This window comes from Bradyrhizobium sp. CSA207, assembly GCF_029051685.1.
GTDB lineage: Bacteria > Pseudomonadota > Alphaproteobacteria > Rhizobiales > Xanthobacteraceae > Bradyrhizobium.
The window spans coordinates 1-14,629 of record NZ_JAACFT010000007.1; the positions used below are offsets into that span (position 1 = coordinate 1).

11 protein-coding genes and 1 pseudogene are annotated in these 14,629 nt (G+C 64.0%); all 12 read right to left on the minus strand.

Going from position 1 to position 14,629, the window contains the following annotated elements; all coding sequences use genetic code 11:
* Positions 1-206: pseudogene (locus GWG65_RS09235) on the minus strand (transposase); the annotation flags it as partial.
* A gap of 26 nt (positions 207-232) precedes the next feature.
* A complete protein-coding gene (locus tag GWG65_RS09240; protein ID WP_275195151.1) occupies positions 233-634 on the minus strand; it encodes a transposase in 402 nt (133 codons plus the stop codon).
* A 533-nt stretch (positions 635-1,167) separates the two neighbouring features.
* Positions 1,168-3,537, minus strand: a complete 2,370-nt coding sequence (locus GWG65_RS09245; RefSeq protein ID WP_275195153.1) for a xanthine dehydrogenase family protein molybdopterin-binding subunit — start codon at positions 3,535-3,537, stop codon at positions 1,168-1,170.
* Positions 3,538-3,551: 14 nt separating this feature from the next.
* On the minus strand, positions 3,552-4,016 hold the full coding sequence (locus GWG65_RS09250; RefSeq protein ID WP_275195155.1) for a (2Fe-2S)-binding protein: 465 nt from the start codon (positions 4,014-4,016) through the stop codon (positions 3,552-3,554).
* A gap of 9 nt (positions 4,017-4,025) precedes the next feature.
* The gene (locus GWG65_RS09255) at positions 4,026-4,880 is read right to left on the minus strand and encodes an FAD binding domain-containing protein (protein ID WP_275195157.1); all 855 of its coding nucleotides are present in this window, start codon (positions 4,878-4,880) and stop codon (positions 4,026-4,028) included.
* A gap of 26 nt (positions 4,881-4,906) precedes the next feature.
* Positions 4,907-6,868, minus strand: a complete 1,962-nt coding sequence (locus GWG65_RS09260; protein ID WP_275195159.1) for a hydantoinase B/oxoprolinase family protein — start codon at positions 6,866-6,868, stop codon at positions 4,907-4,909.
* A 3-nt stretch (positions 6,869-6,871) separates the two neighbouring features.
* Positions 6,872-8,896, minus strand: coding sequence for a hydantoinase/oxoprolinase family protein (locus GWG65_RS09265; protein ID WP_342760639.1), 2,025 nt, complete (start codon positions 8,894-8,896; stop codon positions 6,872-6,874).
* 157 nt (positions 8,897-9,053) lie between these two features.
* Positions 9,054-10,013: a helix-turn-helix domain-containing protein gene (locus GWG65_RS09270; protein WP_275195163.1), complete on the minus strand. Its 960-nt coding sequence runs from the start codon at positions 10,011-10,013 to the stop codon at positions 9,054-9,056.
* 129 nt (positions 10,014-10,142) lie between these two features.
* Positions 10,143-11,108, minus strand: a complete 966-nt coding sequence (locus GWG65_RS09275) for a LysR family transcriptional regulator (RefSeq protein ID WP_275195165.1) — start codon at positions 11,106-11,108, stop codon at positions 10,143-10,145.
* Positions 11,109-11,334: 226 nt separating this feature from the next.
* The gene (locus tag GWG65_RS09280) at positions 11,335-12,312 is read right to left on the minus strand and encodes a biotin-dependent carboxyltransferase family protein (RefSeq protein ID WP_275195167.1); all 978 of its coding nucleotides are present in this window, start codon (positions 12,310-12,312) and stop codon (positions 11,335-11,337) included.
* A complete protein-coding gene (locus GWG65_RS09285; RefSeq protein WP_275195168.1) occupies positions 12,302-13,177 on the minus strand; it encodes an allophanate hydrolase subunit 1 in 876 nt (291 codons plus the stop codon). Before GWG65_RS09285 ends, GWG65_RS09280 begins: the two co-directional genes overlap by 11 nt.
* Before the next feature lie 43 nt (positions 13,178-13,220).
* A complete protein-coding gene (locus tag GWG65_RS09290; protein ID WP_275195169.1) occupies positions 13,221-14,621 on the minus strand; it encodes an acetyl-CoA carboxylase biotin carboxylase subunit in 1,401 nt (466 codons plus the stop codon).
* Positions 14,622-14,629: the final 8 nt, after the last annotated feature.

Here is a 14,629-nt window from a genome sequence, read left to right on the forward strand (position 1 = left end):
TGCGGATCGACGTCGTTGAGCTTTGCCGTCATGATCAGCGTCACCATGAGGGCGGCCCGGTCGGCACCACGTTCGGAGCCGGCGAACAGCCAGGACTTGCGGCCGAGGGCAAAGCCGCGCAGCGCGCGCTCCGCCGCATTGCTTGTCAGGCAGATCCGTCCGTCATCGACGAAGCGAGCGAACCGGTCCCAGCGGCGCAGCATGTAAACCCGCACCCCGGCCGGCAACGGGATCATCGTGGCCGTCCATCGGTCAGCGCGGCCACGACTGCGCTCAGCGTCGCCGCGTCAACCGCGCCCGTGATCCGCATCCGAGCCCCGGCCGCGAACTCAATCTCGATCCCACCACAGCTTCCGGAGGGCGCCGTCAACGGTTGCCGGTCGGGCGCAATGGAGACTGCCGCAAAACCGACGTCGTCACCCCGCCGCGTCAGCGGCTCAGGCCCACAAGCGAGGACGCCTGCGCGGACCTGCCGGCGCCAAGCCGTAACCAGATTGCGGTGAACATCATGTCGTCGAGCAACCTCGACAACACTGGTCCCAGGCGCCAGACTCTCCTCCACGATCCGAAGCTTCTCGGCAGTCGTCCACCGCCGTCGCCTCTCTGGAGCGGATAGAACCGTAACCGTCGTCACGTTTGCTCATTTGCTTGCAAATCAATGAGCAAATCATCTCACGCTCGAACACGATCCGAGAAGACGGTCCCCACCGGAGGCTTACAGTGGCCTTTGGCTTTAGCAATTCACTGCGATCGATGCTGGCAGCTGCATGAGCGCATCCGCCCGTGTGCACTTCCCATTTCGTGTGCGCTACGTGTGCACTGAAAGATCAAGGCAGATACGAACGCCAGCAATTTCGGCTAATTTGGAGTGCTGTGTTGATGTTTCAATCCGCTAAGAAGATCCCGTAAATCCTTGAAATGGCGGGAGTCTTGCCTTTGTGTAGCTCCGATGATGGATTGGAGCGAGAGTTCAAGTTTTTCAATCGGTTAGAAGGCGGCGTGTGCACGACGTGTGCACCGGGAGATCGAGAAAGATCTTATGTCAACCAATGTGAGCAAGCCTTTTTGAAGTGGGACGGGAGCGCGCAGGTCCGATCAGGCAGGTCGCTTACGTGCTCGGCTTAGGGCAGAAAATCAGAAAATCCAAGCTGGGCCGCCTTCGGTCGTTCAATTCGATCCGCTAGCGCCGTGCGGGCGCACCAAATTGTCTGTCCAGGCGTCGGCAATGTGGGGCAGGGAGAGAGTTGGCCCTTGGTCGAGGAGGAGCTCGAGCACCCGCGGCGGAGTCAATGGCAGCTCGCGGGTCGGCTTTCCAATTGCGTTGGCGACGGCACATGCGACGGCGGCTGCGACATTCAGGATCGGAACTTCGCCGGCGCCCTTCGTCCCGAGTGGCCCGATCGAGGGCGCACCTTCGTACAGGTTGATCTCGACCGGAACGACATCGAGGGCCAGCGGGACGCGATAAGTTTCAAAGCCATTCTGGCAGACGCGGCCATTGCTGCCGATCGTGACTTCCTCGTGCAAGGCGTAACCCAATCCCTGAACCACGCCGCCCTGGATCTGACCGTGGACTGCGCGCGGATTGAGCGCGCGGCCGACGTCCTGAACAACCCGATAGTTCAACACTTCGACATGTCCGGTCTCCTCGTCGACGGCGACCTCGCAGTCATGGACGGCGAAGACGGGGATGTCGATCGCGTCTATGAAATGACCGGCAACGCATCCCGGCATCGCGGGCACGCCCGATCCCGTGAAAGCGCCGGTGCCGGACACCGGCCCAAACCGGGCCTGAGCTCGGGTCGCAACCTCGGAGATCGCACGTCCGGAGCCGGGGGCTCCGGCGATCTCGATGCGGCCGGAGCGCATGACGAGATCCTCGGGCGCGGCCTCGATCATCTCGGAGGCGACCTTCAGCAGTTTCGTGCGCACCTCTTGTGCCGCCGACAGGCTGGCCGAACCGAGAGAAACGGTGGTACGGCCACCTCCGACGCCGACATCGTAGCCGGCGGCATCTGTGTCGGCCGCGCGGACGATGACATCGTCGGGGTTAAGGCCAAGCGCACCGGCCACGATCTGGGGCAGAGCTTGCATCATGGAGCCTGACCCGATCTCGACTCCTGACGTCACCAGGGTAGCTGTGCCATCGGCATTCATGTTCACAGTCGCGGCCGAAGGACCGACAAAGACGAACCATGCGCCGACAACGGTCGCGCGTCCATAGAGCCGTCCGTCGGCACGCTCGGGCGGCGTTGCGGCGGCATCCCGCATTGTATCCATCCGGTCGAGCATCGGGCCAAGCACGTCGCCCTCGAAGGCCTGGCCGGTGGCGCCGAGATCGCTGTCGCCAAGCACGTTGCGGCGGCGGAAGGCGAGGGGATCCATGCCGATCCGCGCCGCGATTTCGTCGGTATGCCGCTCCAGCGCGAAAGTATTGTAGACGCCGTTGCAAGCGCGGAAAGCGCCGTTCGGGGCGGTGTTGGTGTAGACCGCGCGCGAGACAAGCCGCACCGCGCCGAGGGAATAGTTTCCGCCGAGCGTGTGAGCTGTCATCGTGGTCAGGAAGATCTGTTCGCCCCCGTACGCGCCACAATCCATCAGGACGACGGCTTCGCGTCCGACGATCTCGCCGTCGCGCGTCACCGCCGAGCGTATGCCGATTTCGGCGTTTTCGCGAAAGAGACAAGTGAGCATCTCCTCTTCGCGCGAATTGACAAGCCGGACCGGCCGTCCGCTCGCCCGAGCGAGCAGGGCCGCAAAGGGTTCGATCGCGAGATCGAATTTGAGGCCGAAGCCGCCGCCGACAGGCGGTACGGTGACCCGAACCTGAGAGGCTGGCACGCCCAGCAGCCGTGCTGTTGCGTTGCGGATGGTCCAGGGCACCTGGGTCGATGTCTCGATGTGAAAGCGCCCGTCTTCATAGATTGCGACCACCGCGCGCGGCTCGAAGGCGACATGGTTCTGGCGGCCGACCCGGAAGGAGCTGTCGATGATTTCGACATCGGGCCGGGCAAACGCGGCGTCGACGTCGCCGCGAACGACGGTCGCCTCCCAGGCGACGTTGCCGCCGCGGGCACCGCCTTCGAGCAGAACCTCGTAGTTTCGCCAGTCCGGATGGACCAGCGGAGCGTCTGGAGAAAGCGCATCCGCCATGGTGAGAACCATGGGCAGTGGTTCAATATCGACGTCAATTGCAGCCAGCGCGGCGTGAGCCTGCATCAGCGTGTCCGCCGCGATCGCGGCGATCGGCTCGCCGTCGTAGCGGATCACGTCGCGGGCAAAGAGCGGGTGGTCGGCGATGCCGATTCCGATCATGCCGGGCGCATCGGCTGCGGTCACGATGGCGCGTACGCCGGGCATACGTGCAGCCCTGGAGGTGTCGAGGCTGGCGATCCGGCCCGACGGCACACTGGCGCGCAATACGGCCGCGTGCAGCATGCCGGGCAGATAGCGATCGATCGTATAGCGCGTGCGGCCGCTCAGCTTGTCGGCCGCGTCGCGCCGCCGGAAGTTCATGGTTGCGGACGTGTCGGACACCTTTACGCCTCCCGTCATTTCGTCGCAAGCGCCAGCAGCGCGGCCTCGATGATGCGTTCGTATCCGGTGCAACGGCAGATGTTGCCCGTCAGCGCGGCACGAATGTCGTCGCGCGTTGCCTCGGGGCGGGTTGCTAGGAGGTGCGTCAGGCTCACCACCATGCCGGGAAAGCACATGCCGCATTGGACCGCGTCGCAGGCCTCGAGCGCGGCCTGCATCGGGTTCAACCCGCCATTTGCGGCAAGGCCCTCGACGGTGCAGATATCGTGGCCCTGGGCCAGCGCGACCGGCACTAGGCATGAGGGGGTGGGATTGCCGTTGACCAACACCATGCACGCGCCGCAAAAGCCCTCGCGACACACCGGCTTGGCGCCTGTCAGATAAAACTCCTCGCGCAGGACGTCGACGAGAGGCGTGATGGGATCGGCAGTGGAGGTGAGGTGATCGCCGTTGACGGTCAGGCTAAGGCCCATGTTCATCCCCAGGGTTCAAGAGCCAAGCGCGGCGATCGCACGGCGGACCAGGCCGGGTAGCACGCGCACCCGATACCAGCCGGGCACCTCGACACTATCGCGACCTGTAAATTCATCCGCCAGCCCGGCCGCTGCCTCCGCAGCCCACGCCGCGTTCAACGGATGTCCGACAAGTGTGGCCTCGAGACGTTCCCATCGGCGCGCAACCGGCTCGACTGATCCGACGGCGACACGTGCCGTCTGAACGTCCCCGACATCGTCAAGGCTCACGGCGAGACAGACGATGGCGGTCGGATAGTCACCGGCCTGTCGCAGCGGCAGGCGGGCGTGAACGGTTTTGCGCCCGCGCCGGGGCACGATGATCCGTTGAAGCAGCCGCCCGGGCGCAAGTGTCGATCTCATCGTCAGGAACTGCTCCAAGCCGGTTCGCTCCCGGCCGTTTCGGCTCGCGATCTCGACTTCGGCATCGAGGCAGAGCAGCGCGGGCACGCAGTCGGCCGCGGCGAACGCCGTCGTTGCGAGGTTGCCGCCGATGGTCGCCATCCCACGGATAGCCGGATTGGCGGAGCGGCTGGCCGCCGCAGTGAGCACGTCAAACTCCGGAAGCTCCGTCAGCGCGACGGCCAGCGCGGCGTGCGTGACCGCCGCACCGACCTCCACCACATCGGCTTCGACCTTGATCGCGTGGAGCTCCGGAATTTTCCCGATTGCGACGTAACGGGACTTGAGCGGCTCATGTCGGATGGGGGCGCGCATGATCCAGGTGCCGCCGGCGAAGGGCGCGGTTTCGGCGCCGCCTTCGTCGAGCGCATCGAGCGCCGCCATCAGCGACGGCGCGACGTAGACGGACCTCGAAGCAGGCGTATCCATGTCATCCGAGCTCCCGGTTCGATCGGTCAGCCTGTGCTCCACTTCGCCACCGAGCGCCGCTCGAATACCTCGCGAAACTGACTTGTGGATTTTGGAAGCAGGACGCCGGTGCCCCAGTCGAGGATCACGGCGTGCTGGCGGATCACGTCGAGCGCTCCGATCGCGCCGCTGCGGTAGCGTTCCGCCACAATGCTCGGATCGAGCCGGACGTCGGCAACGCGCCCGGCCTTGATGCTGGCGCGGAGCGCCTCTGTCGCGGACCTGTCGACCTCATATTCGCACAATTCAGCATCGATGGTGCGCACGACCACGCCATAGTCCTTGGCAGCGCGTTCGACCGAGACGTAGTCGTCTTTGATGTCCTCAATCACAAGATCTGGGTCGCGTTCGAGCGGATCGCCGAACCCGCCGCCGCCGGCTGTGGGGCGTGAGAAAATATCGCCTTCGCCGATCGGGACATCCGAGAAGATCGAGCCGAGCCGCTCTTCGCCGTTGCCGTCGGCGCGCGTCAACGTCAATCCGTGCGGCATGGACGGCAAGCCGCCTTCGGTGCCCCACACCACGGCACGTTCGCGGTCGCAAATGTAAGAAATCACAGTCTTCTCCGCCTGCAGCATGCGCGAGGTCTTGACCACCCCGGCGCCGCCGCGCCATTTGCCTGGACCGGCCGAGTCCTTAAGGATCTCGCATTCCGTAGTCAGGATCGGATTGGCGCGCTCCTGGCCTTCGACGGGCTGCGACATCAGACCGGTGCCGAAGCAAGCCGTTGTGACGTTGCTGCCGTCCTTGCCGTTGCGTCCGCCCCAGCCGCCTGGCAGCCAGTCGTAGAACATGAAGATGGGCTTGTCCGGGCTGCGGGCGTCGAGACCGCCCGTGAGCAAATATTCGAGATTGAAGGCGCAGGCGAGCGCCCGCTCCGGCATCAGCTTCGACCACATCTCATAGATCGAGTTCATGATCTTCTCGAACGGCATCAGGAAGCCGGTGACCGCGATCGGCCATTTGGCATCGACGATCGAGCCTTCCGGCGCGATGATTTCAAAGCAGCGGTAGAATCCGGAGTTGAGCGGGAGATCCGGGAAGAAGGTCTTCATACCGGCCGCGACGGCGGAGAAGGTCGTGCCGAAGGCCGAGTTGTAGATCGAGCTGATGGTTGGATGGCTGCCGGTGAAGTCATAAATCGCGCGGTCGCCCTGGATCGTCAGCTTGATGCGGATCGGGATCATGCCTTCGCCGCCGGCGGGATCGCGGTCGATGAAGTCGACTGTCTCCCATTCCCCGTCGGGCAGGGCCGCGATGCGTTGGCGGACCGAACGTTCGACATAGTCCTGCACGGCGGCAAGGCCGGTCTCGACCGTGTCGCGACCATATTTGTTGACGAGGCGGAGGATCTCGCGCTCGCAGACCTGCGTGGCCTGTGATTGCGCCTGGATGTCGCCGATGATCGAGACCGGGTCGCGGGTGTTCGAGGCGAGCAGATGCCCGACATCCTTGCAGAAGCGGCCCTTGTCGAACAGGCGGATCGGCGTGATGCGCAGCCCCTCGCGGAACATTTCGCGCGCGGCCACGTCGAACGATCCCGGCACGCTGCCGCCGACATCCGACCAATGGCCGTTCGACTGGCTGAAGGCGATGATCTTGCCGTCGGCGAAGATCGGGCGAATTAGGCGCACATCCGGGAAATGGGTGCCGCCGGCGTAGGGATCGTTGATGGCGAAGACGTCACCTTCATGCATATCCCCGTCGAAGAAGCGCATGACGTCCTTGCAGGTGAAATGCAGCGTGCCGACATGGACCGCGATGTCCTGATTGCCCTGTGCGGCGCATTCGCCGTGGGCGTCATGCAGGGCGCTGGAAAAATCGCGGTTGTAGATGACGAAGGAGTAGCAGGTCCGCAGCACCTGCTCGCCCATCTGGTCGACGCTGGTGATGAAGGAGTTCTTGAGGACCTCGAAGGTGACGGGATCGAGCGGGAGATCTCCGGCCATGGTTCACTCCTTCACGCGGATGATGATGTTGAGATATTTGTCGACCTCGGCGCTGGCGCCTGGCGGCACGACGGTCGTGGCGTCGACCTGCTCGACGATTGCGGGGCCTTGAAAGGAGAAGCCGCAGGGCAGGTCGTCGCGCTCGTAGACGGGCGTGTCCAACCCGTTGCCGTCGAACCACACCCTGCGGCGGCCAACCGGCTCAGGGATCACACCGGTCGGTTCATGGACGGCGAACTCCGCCTTGGGGACGACGCCCACCGCCTTGAGATTGAGACGGAAGAAACTAACCGGGGCGCTGTCGCGGCGGAAATTGTACTCACGCTTGTGCTCGGCGTGAAAGCTTTGGACGAGGTCCGCGATCGCGCCGATGGGGCTCGGCGCATGGACCGCGAGCGACCGCCATTGGCCGCGATACATCATGTCGATCGATCGCTGGAGCACGATATCCTGTGACGCGATGCCTTCGTGGGTGAGCCGGGCGAGTGCGTCCTTCTCCAGAGCGGCGAACTGTGCTTCGATGTCGGCGGCATCGGCCTCGTCGGCGCCGACCATGCAGCTCTGCGAGAAGTCGTGCTGCATGTCGACCAGGAGGCAGCCCAGCGCCGAGGTCACGCCGGGATTGGGCGGCACGATGACGACCGGGATCGCAAGCTCGCGGGCGACATCGACCCCATGCAGGGCGCCGGCGCCGCCGAAGGCAACCAGGGCGAAGTCGCGCGGATCGTAGCCGCGGCTGATCGAGATCAGCCGTACAGCATCCGACATGTTGGCGTTGGCGACCTTGACGATCGCGTCGGCTGCCTCGTGCAGGCCGAGGCCAAAGGGCTTTGCGACGCCATCCTCGACCGCCTGGCTTGCCAGCGTGGGGTCGAGCTTCACCTTGCCGCCGGCGAGATTTGTGCCGAGCCGGCCCAGCGTGACGTTGGCGTCGGTATTGGTCGGCTGTGTGTTGCCGTTGCTGTAGCAGGCAGGGCCCGGAAAGGCGCCGGCCGATTGCGGGCCGTTGCGCAGCGAGCCAGCCGAGTCGGTCCAGGCCAGCGATCCACCCCCGGCACCGATGGTGAGGACCTCGATGGACGCAAAGCGGATCGGATAGCCGAACTCGATATACCAGTCCTTGGTGATGCGCGATTGCCCTTCATAGGCCAGCGAAACGTCGGTCGAGGTGCCGCCCATGTCGAGGCCGATCGAATTTGGAAAGCCGCAGAGGCCGGCGATGTAGCGGCTGGCGATGGCGCCGGCAGCAATTCCGGAACCGGCAAGGCGTGCAGCGAAATCCTTGACGCTTGCCGGCGTCATGACGCCACCTCCGGTATGAAGCAACAGGAGATCGCGGGTATAGCCCTCATCGGCAAGACGCTCGCCGAGCCGGCTTGTGTAGCTGACCACGACCGGGCTGACGACGGCATTGGCGACCGTGGTCGAGAACCGCTCGTGCTCGAAGATTTCGGGAAGCACCTGCGAAGAGATCGAGACTGGAATGTCAGGCATTTCCTCGATGAGGATGTCGCGCATGGCGCGCTCATTCGTCCCGTTGAGATAGGCGTTCATGAAGCAGACCGCGATCGCGGCAACGCCGCGGCGCTTCAGAATGCGCGCGACGTTGCGTGCTGCCTCGACATCGAGGGGCTCGATCACGACGCCGCTCGCGTCGACCCGTTCCGGCACGGTCAGGCGGTCGCGTCGCGGGACGTAAGGCTTGACGACGTCCTTGTAGGTATCCCAGAGGTCTTCCTTGTTGGCGCGCCGGATCTCGATGACGTCGCGAAAACCCTTGGTCGTGACCACAGCGGTGCGGGGCAGGCGTCGCGTGATCAGCGCGTTGGTTGCAACGGTGGTGCCGTGGGAGAACAGCGCCACCTCGGAAAAATTGATGCCTGCCTTGGATACGCCGCCCATGATCCCCTCGATGGGATCGGGCGTCGACGACGTCTTTTCGATGCGGATGAGGCCGGTTGCTTCGTCCATGATGCAGATGTCGGTAAAGGTGCCGCCGACGTCGACGGCCACACGAAGGTTCTGCACCATGCGACTTCCTCATCGAATTCCGATCGCCGATCATATGCAGATCGGTGACGGCACTTCTTGACGCTGAGCGCAGGAAGATTTGTGCGAGAGAGCATCAACGACCGCCGCACCGGCGCCGGCTGCCTAAGGATCGGCCAGGCGCGCGAATGCGCCTTCAGGGAAGGGCGGTGCGCGCCGCGGCGCGGGCTTCGCTCGGGGTGCAGCCGAACCGGCTGCGGTAATTCCGGCTGAACTGCGCCTGGTCGCCGAAGCCCCATTGGTAGGCGATTTCCGAGATGCTCTTGCGGCAGCCGGGATCACGCAGCATCGCCTCGGACATTGACAGGCGCTGGTTCCTGATATGGGCGCAAACGGTGATGCCTTCGCCCTCGAAGATCTGATGCAGATATCGGAGCGAGATGCCACAGCCGTCCGCGACCATTTGCGGCGTAAGCCGCATGTCGTCGAGCCGCGTGCGAATGAACTGTTCGCAGCGATGGAGGTGTCCGTTGCGAACGGACGAGGAATGGCCCACTAGCACGCGATCGTCGGACTCGACCACCATCGCCAGGAGGTCGATCAGATGCTTGCCCATCACAGCGCGAGCCGCTTCGTCCATGTCCACGATGCGTTCGCCGGCAAGCCGCAGCGTGTCGACAAAGAGCGCGCCCACGCTGCGGCTGGCGTCGAATTGCAGGGTGGCAATGCGTTCGGGGCGGGATATCCGGGCACGCAGGACGGCGCTCGGCACCTTCAGCACCCACAGCGCCGCCGGATCATGGTGGCTGAATTCATATGGCAGATGGCTTCGCTCGATTACGAAGGTGCCCGGCCGGCAGCGCACGTCCTTGCCGTCCTGCTCGAAACGGATTTCGGCGAGTTCAGGAACCGTGATGAGGAAAGATTCCTCCCGCTCGTTCACGAGGTGCCGTTCGTGGCGCCTGTAGAGCAGGCCATTCGAGACATTGCGGGATACCGAGAGCAGGCCCATCGACCAGGCGCCCAGGCTCGCGTGGAAGTCGCGGCCGCCGGGAAAGACAAGATCAAGCGGGAAGTATGTCTTGGAGACAACGTCCTGCCAGAAATGCCGCCGATTTTGCGAGGGAACATTGCTGGTCGCATAAGTAGCCTGCATGCCGCACTCCGTCCCTGCCGCCGCTCGTCCGGGCCTTGTGCTCTTTCATCGCGCCGACCGCCGTGATCGCCCCAAGCTTGGCGAGGACGACCTGACGGCGTCAAATCGAATTAAACGGATGCCGATATCTCAGATTTCGATGGCCTCGTCCGATCGGTGTCGGTGGTCGATGCCGACCGGAGGACGTGCCGGACCAACGCCCGCCACGGCAAAGCGCATGAAGTCGCGATACGCCTTCGCGGCCTCGGAAAATTGGGTGTCGCGGCGCCAGGCCAGTCCGACGTCCATGCTGGGCACTTCGTTCTCGATGACGCGGGTCTCGATCCGTTGGCCCTCGAGCGACCAGGGCCGGTAGACGAGATCGGACAGGATGGTAATTCCCATTCCGCCCGCAACCATGGACCGGACGGCCTCGACGGAGGAGGTGCGGAAGATGGTTCTCGGTTCGAGCGACAAGGCGTTCCAGTAGCGCATCGACGTGTGCTTGGCCTCGTCGACGGTAAGCATGACGTAAGGGTAGGTCGCGATCTCAGCGAGATGGACCCGCTCGGCGCGCGTCAGCGGATGATCGGGAGCCAGCCACAGCCTGCGCGGCGACCGCAACAGCGTCTCGCTTGCAAGCATGGCGTTGTTGTGCAGGTTTGAGACCAGCATGACCGCGAGATCGAGTGCACCGTCCACGACGGCGCGTTCGAGCACGTCGCGCGGGGCCTCGTACAGCTCGACCGTGATCCCGGGAAAGCTTGCCTGGAAACGCATCTGATGGCGCGGGAGAAAATAGCCCGATACGGTATAGGTGACGCCAATGCGCACCGTTCCGAACAGCGGACCGGCCGATATATGCGTCCCGCGCACGGCTTCGGCGACTGAAGCAAGGATCTGGCGCCCCTGCGACAGGAACCGGCTGCCCTCCATGGTGACGGTCACGCCGGTCGGCGTGCGTTCCAGCAGGCGGGCGCAGACCGTCGCTTCGAGTTGCTGGATTGCGGCGGTAACCGCGGATTGTGAGACATTCAGGTCGATGGCTGCCTGGCTGATACGTCCAGTCTCGGCGGCGGCGACGAAATAGCGGATTTGTTTCAGAGAAACGGACATCGCGGTCGATCCGATATCTTGATTTTACCTAACTCACGAGCGGTTGAGCGCTGCTTCTCGGCGCAAGAGTTTTCCGTGCAACTCTCGTGCCCAACGGGCGCGCGGGTGACTGCGGGAACAAAATTAGTGGAACGGCGGGCGGTCAGAGCGACCAAGCGCCGTCGCATCGGCGCCTGGCAGCCGAGGTGCGGCCGGATACCGCACGGCCCTTTGCCGAAGCTGGCGGCTATGCCAAAGCGCTACGGAGCTTGCCCAACAACTCGGTCCGGCTCTTGCGCGCCGCAAGGGCCTCATCCATCGCGACCTTGACGAACTTCACCGGCGTATTGGGCTGGAGCTGGCCGATCAGATCCATGTCCGCTGCGATGACCGTGCCGACCATGAAATATCCGCCGCCTGAAACCGCGTCACGATGCAGCACGATTGGCTCGGTGCCGCCGGGCACCTGGATCGAACCGTAGGGGTAGCAGGCATCGGTGATGTTGGACGGATCGGAACCGGCTCCAAACGGCGGCTCGCGCGGCACGAACTCCAGCGGCTTGCCACCCTTGAAGCGGTAGCCGATCCGGTCAGCTTCCGGCGCGACCTTCCAGGTGTCGCCGAAAAACCCGATCCCGGCCGCCTCGGTGATGCGGTGCCAGTAAAGGCCAGGCATCACACGCAGTTCCATCGGCATCGCCGCCGGCAGGCCACGCAGATTCTTTGCGACGGTGCGGCCATCCTTGACTGCCGCGCTGGTTTTGCCGATGGGAAGTTCGTCACCGGCCTCGAGCTTGCGGCCCTTGAAGCCGCCGAGCGCGCCGAGCGCATAGGTGGAACGCGAGCCCAGGACAAGCGGCACGTCGATACCGCCAGCGATTGCAATATAGCCGCGCGCGCCCTGCTTGAGGAAATCGAAGGAGAGCTTTTGGCCGCGCTTCACCTTGAAGCTCGTCCAGGTCTCGCGCGGCTCGCCATCGAGCTTCGGCGGTAACTCGGCCCCGGTGATTGCGACCAAGGTGTCATCGGTGAATTCGAGCTCCGGTCCCATGAAGACGGCCTCGAGGACCGCAGCGCCTTCCTCGTTGCCCACGAGCAGGTTAGCAGCGGCAAGCGCGTGACGATCCATGCCGCCCGAAAGCGGGATGCCGATGTGATAGTAGCCGGGACGCCCAAGGTCCTGCACGGTGGTGGCAAGGCCGGGCTTCAAGACTTTAATGGCCATGGAGAACCCCCTCGAGCTTGCGATTATAGGCATCGATATCGTTGTTGAACTCGGTCAGCGAGAACGAGACATCGCGGATGATCGGCGCAAAACGGCCCGCATCGACATCGGCCACGGCAGCGTCATAGGCCGGTCGGTCGATCGGTTTCCATTTCACGATATCGCCCGGCTTGAACAGGCACATGAAGTCGCGCAAATAGCTGATCTTCTGGTTGGGATCGTAGATCGGCATCGGCGTGATGCCGAACATCTGATAGCCGCCGGCGCCGCGTACCGAGTAGATGCAGCTGAAGCATCCGCCGTGTCCGACGGTGAGCTTCGGCGTGTCCGTGCGTGGGCGCAGATATTTGGGAGCCTGGATCTGCCGCTGGCGCTCCACCATCTGGTAGAGGAACGGCAGGCCTGCGACGAAGCCGACCATCGAGACGAACCATGGCGCGCTGGAGTGCGCTTTGATGAAGGCGTCGACCCCATCGAGCCCGTTGATGCGCGCGGCGTATTCCAGATCGGTGCCGGTCGGATCCTGATGCCGCTCGCGGAAGCGCATCAGAGTCTCGTGGGTCCAGGGATCATTGTAAAGCACGGGAATTTCGATGATCCGTGTCTTGATGACCGGAGCGGATGTTTCAGATGCGGAATCCAGCTGTTTCAGCTCGGCAAGAAGGTCATCGGGCTTGATCTGATCCGGGTCGAACTTGACCTGATAGGATGCGTTGGCCGGGCAGATCTCTGTCACGCCCTTGATCCTGGCGTCACGCACCGCATTGGTGACAAAGAGGCCCTTGAAGAAGGCCTCCAGTGACATGGAATCAGCGACCTCGGCGAAGATGTGCTCGTCGCCGCCGTAGGAAAATCGGGTTTGCATGATTAGCGGCCTCCTGTTGCTGACGGGGCGGGGTCTCTCGCGGTCATTGCGCGACCTTGGTGGTCGGTGACGGCGCTGCGGTGCCGAGCGACGCCGCATGGGTTTCAAGCCATGGCTCGAGCCAGGCGGTATGAAAGCGCGCGGCCTGAACGTCGGGATCGCGTGCGAGCGCCTGATGCAGGGGCTTTGTCGTCGCCAGGCCCTCGACACGGAGCTCCGCAAGGGCACGCTCGAGCCGCCGGATCGCACTCCGTCTGTCGTCGTCATGCACGATCAGCTTGCCAAGCAGGCTGTCGTAGAACGGCGGTACCGTGTAGCCCTCATAGAGCATGCTGTCGAAGCGCACGCCTTCACCGTTGGGCACGCTGAGCGCGCTGATAGTGCCGGGGCTTGGGAAAAAGCCCTTCGCCGGATCCTCGGCATTGATGCGGACCTCGATCGAATGACCGCGGACGCGAACCTGATCCTGGCGGATGCGAAGCGGCTCACCGCCGGCAATCCGGATCATCTCGCACACGAGGTCGATGCCGGTGATCATCTCCGTCACGGGATGCTCGACCTGGATGCGCGTGTTCATCTCCAGGAAGTAGAATTCGTGGCTGCGGTCGTCGTAGAGGTATTCGAGCGTGCCGGCGCCGCGATAGTCGACGGCCTTGGCGAGCGCAACGGCAGATGAACACAGCTTGTCACGACCGGCCGGTGTCAGCGAAGGCGAGGGCGCCTCTTCCCAGACCTTCTGACGGCGTCGTTGCAGCGAGCACTCGCGCTCGAAACAATGGATGACGTCGCGCCCGTCGCCGAGGATCTGCACCTCGATGTGCCGCGCGCCTTCGATCAGCTTCTCGACATAGAGCCCGCCATCGCCGAAGGCAGCGAGTGCTTCCGCCTGCGCCTGTGGCATCAGATGATGGAATTCCTCGGCCGAACGCGCGATGCGGATGCCGCGTCCGCCACCGCCGGCCGCGGCCTTGATCATCACGGGAAAGCCGGTCTTCTCGACCAGCGCGAAGGCTGCGTCGGCAGACTCCAGCCGTCCGCGACTTCCTGGAACAGTCGGAACGCCGGCCGCGGCAGCAGCCTCGCGGGCCGCGACCTTGTCGCCCATCAGGCGGATCGATTGCGCCGTCGGGCCGACAAAGATCAGCCCCGCCGCCTCGACGGCGGCGGCGAATTCGGCGTTCTCGGCCAGGAATCCGTAGCCGGGATGGATGGCGTCGGCGCCGGTCGTCTTGGCGGCAGCGAGGATCGTCGCCTGATTGAGATATGACTTTGAAGCCTGCGGCGGGCCAATCTCGATCGACTCGTCGGCGAGCCGCACGGCAAGCGAGTCCTTGTCGGCCTTGCTGTAGACCTGGACGGTCGCAATGCCGAGTTCGCGCGCCGCACGAATGATGCGGACGGCGATCTCGCCGCGATTGGCTATGAGGAGCTTCCGGATCATCATGGACGCGC

Bases quoted from the DNA above. Each gene is read 5' to 3' on its own strand.
- GWG65_RS09250 (WP_275195155.1), bottom strand. From the start codon at position 4,016: ATGAACATGGGCCTTAGCCTGACCGTCAACGGCGATCACCTCACCTCC.
- GWG65_RS09270 (WP_275195163.1), bottom strand. From the start codon at position 10,013: ATGCAGGCTACTTATGCGACCAGCAATGTTCCCTCGCAAAATCGGCGG.
- GWG65_RS09260 (WP_275195159.1), bottom strand. From the start codon at position 6,868: ATGGCCGGAGATCTCCCGCTCGATCCCGTCACCTTCGAGGTCCTCAAG.
- GWG65_RS09275 (WP_275195165.1), bottom strand. From the start codon at position 11,108: ATGTCCGTTTCTCTGAAACAAATCCGCTATTTCGTCGCCGCCGCCGAG.
- GWG65_RS09290 (WP_275195169.1), bottom strand. From the start codon at position 14,621: ATGATGATCCGGAAGCTCCTCATAGCCAATCGCGGCGAGATCGCCGTC.
- GWG65_RS09255 (WP_275195157.1), bottom strand. From the start codon at position 4,880: ATGGATACGCCTGCTTCGAGGTCCGTCTACGTCGCGCCGTCGCTGATG.
- GWG65_RS09285 (WP_275195168.1), bottom strand. From the start codon at position 13,177: ATGCAAACCCGATTTTCCTACGGCGGCGACGAGCACATCTTCGCCGAG.
- GWG65_RS09280 (WP_275195167.1), bottom strand. From the start codon at position 12,312: ATGGCCATTAAAGTCTTGAAGCCCGGCCTTGCCACCACCGTGCAGGAC.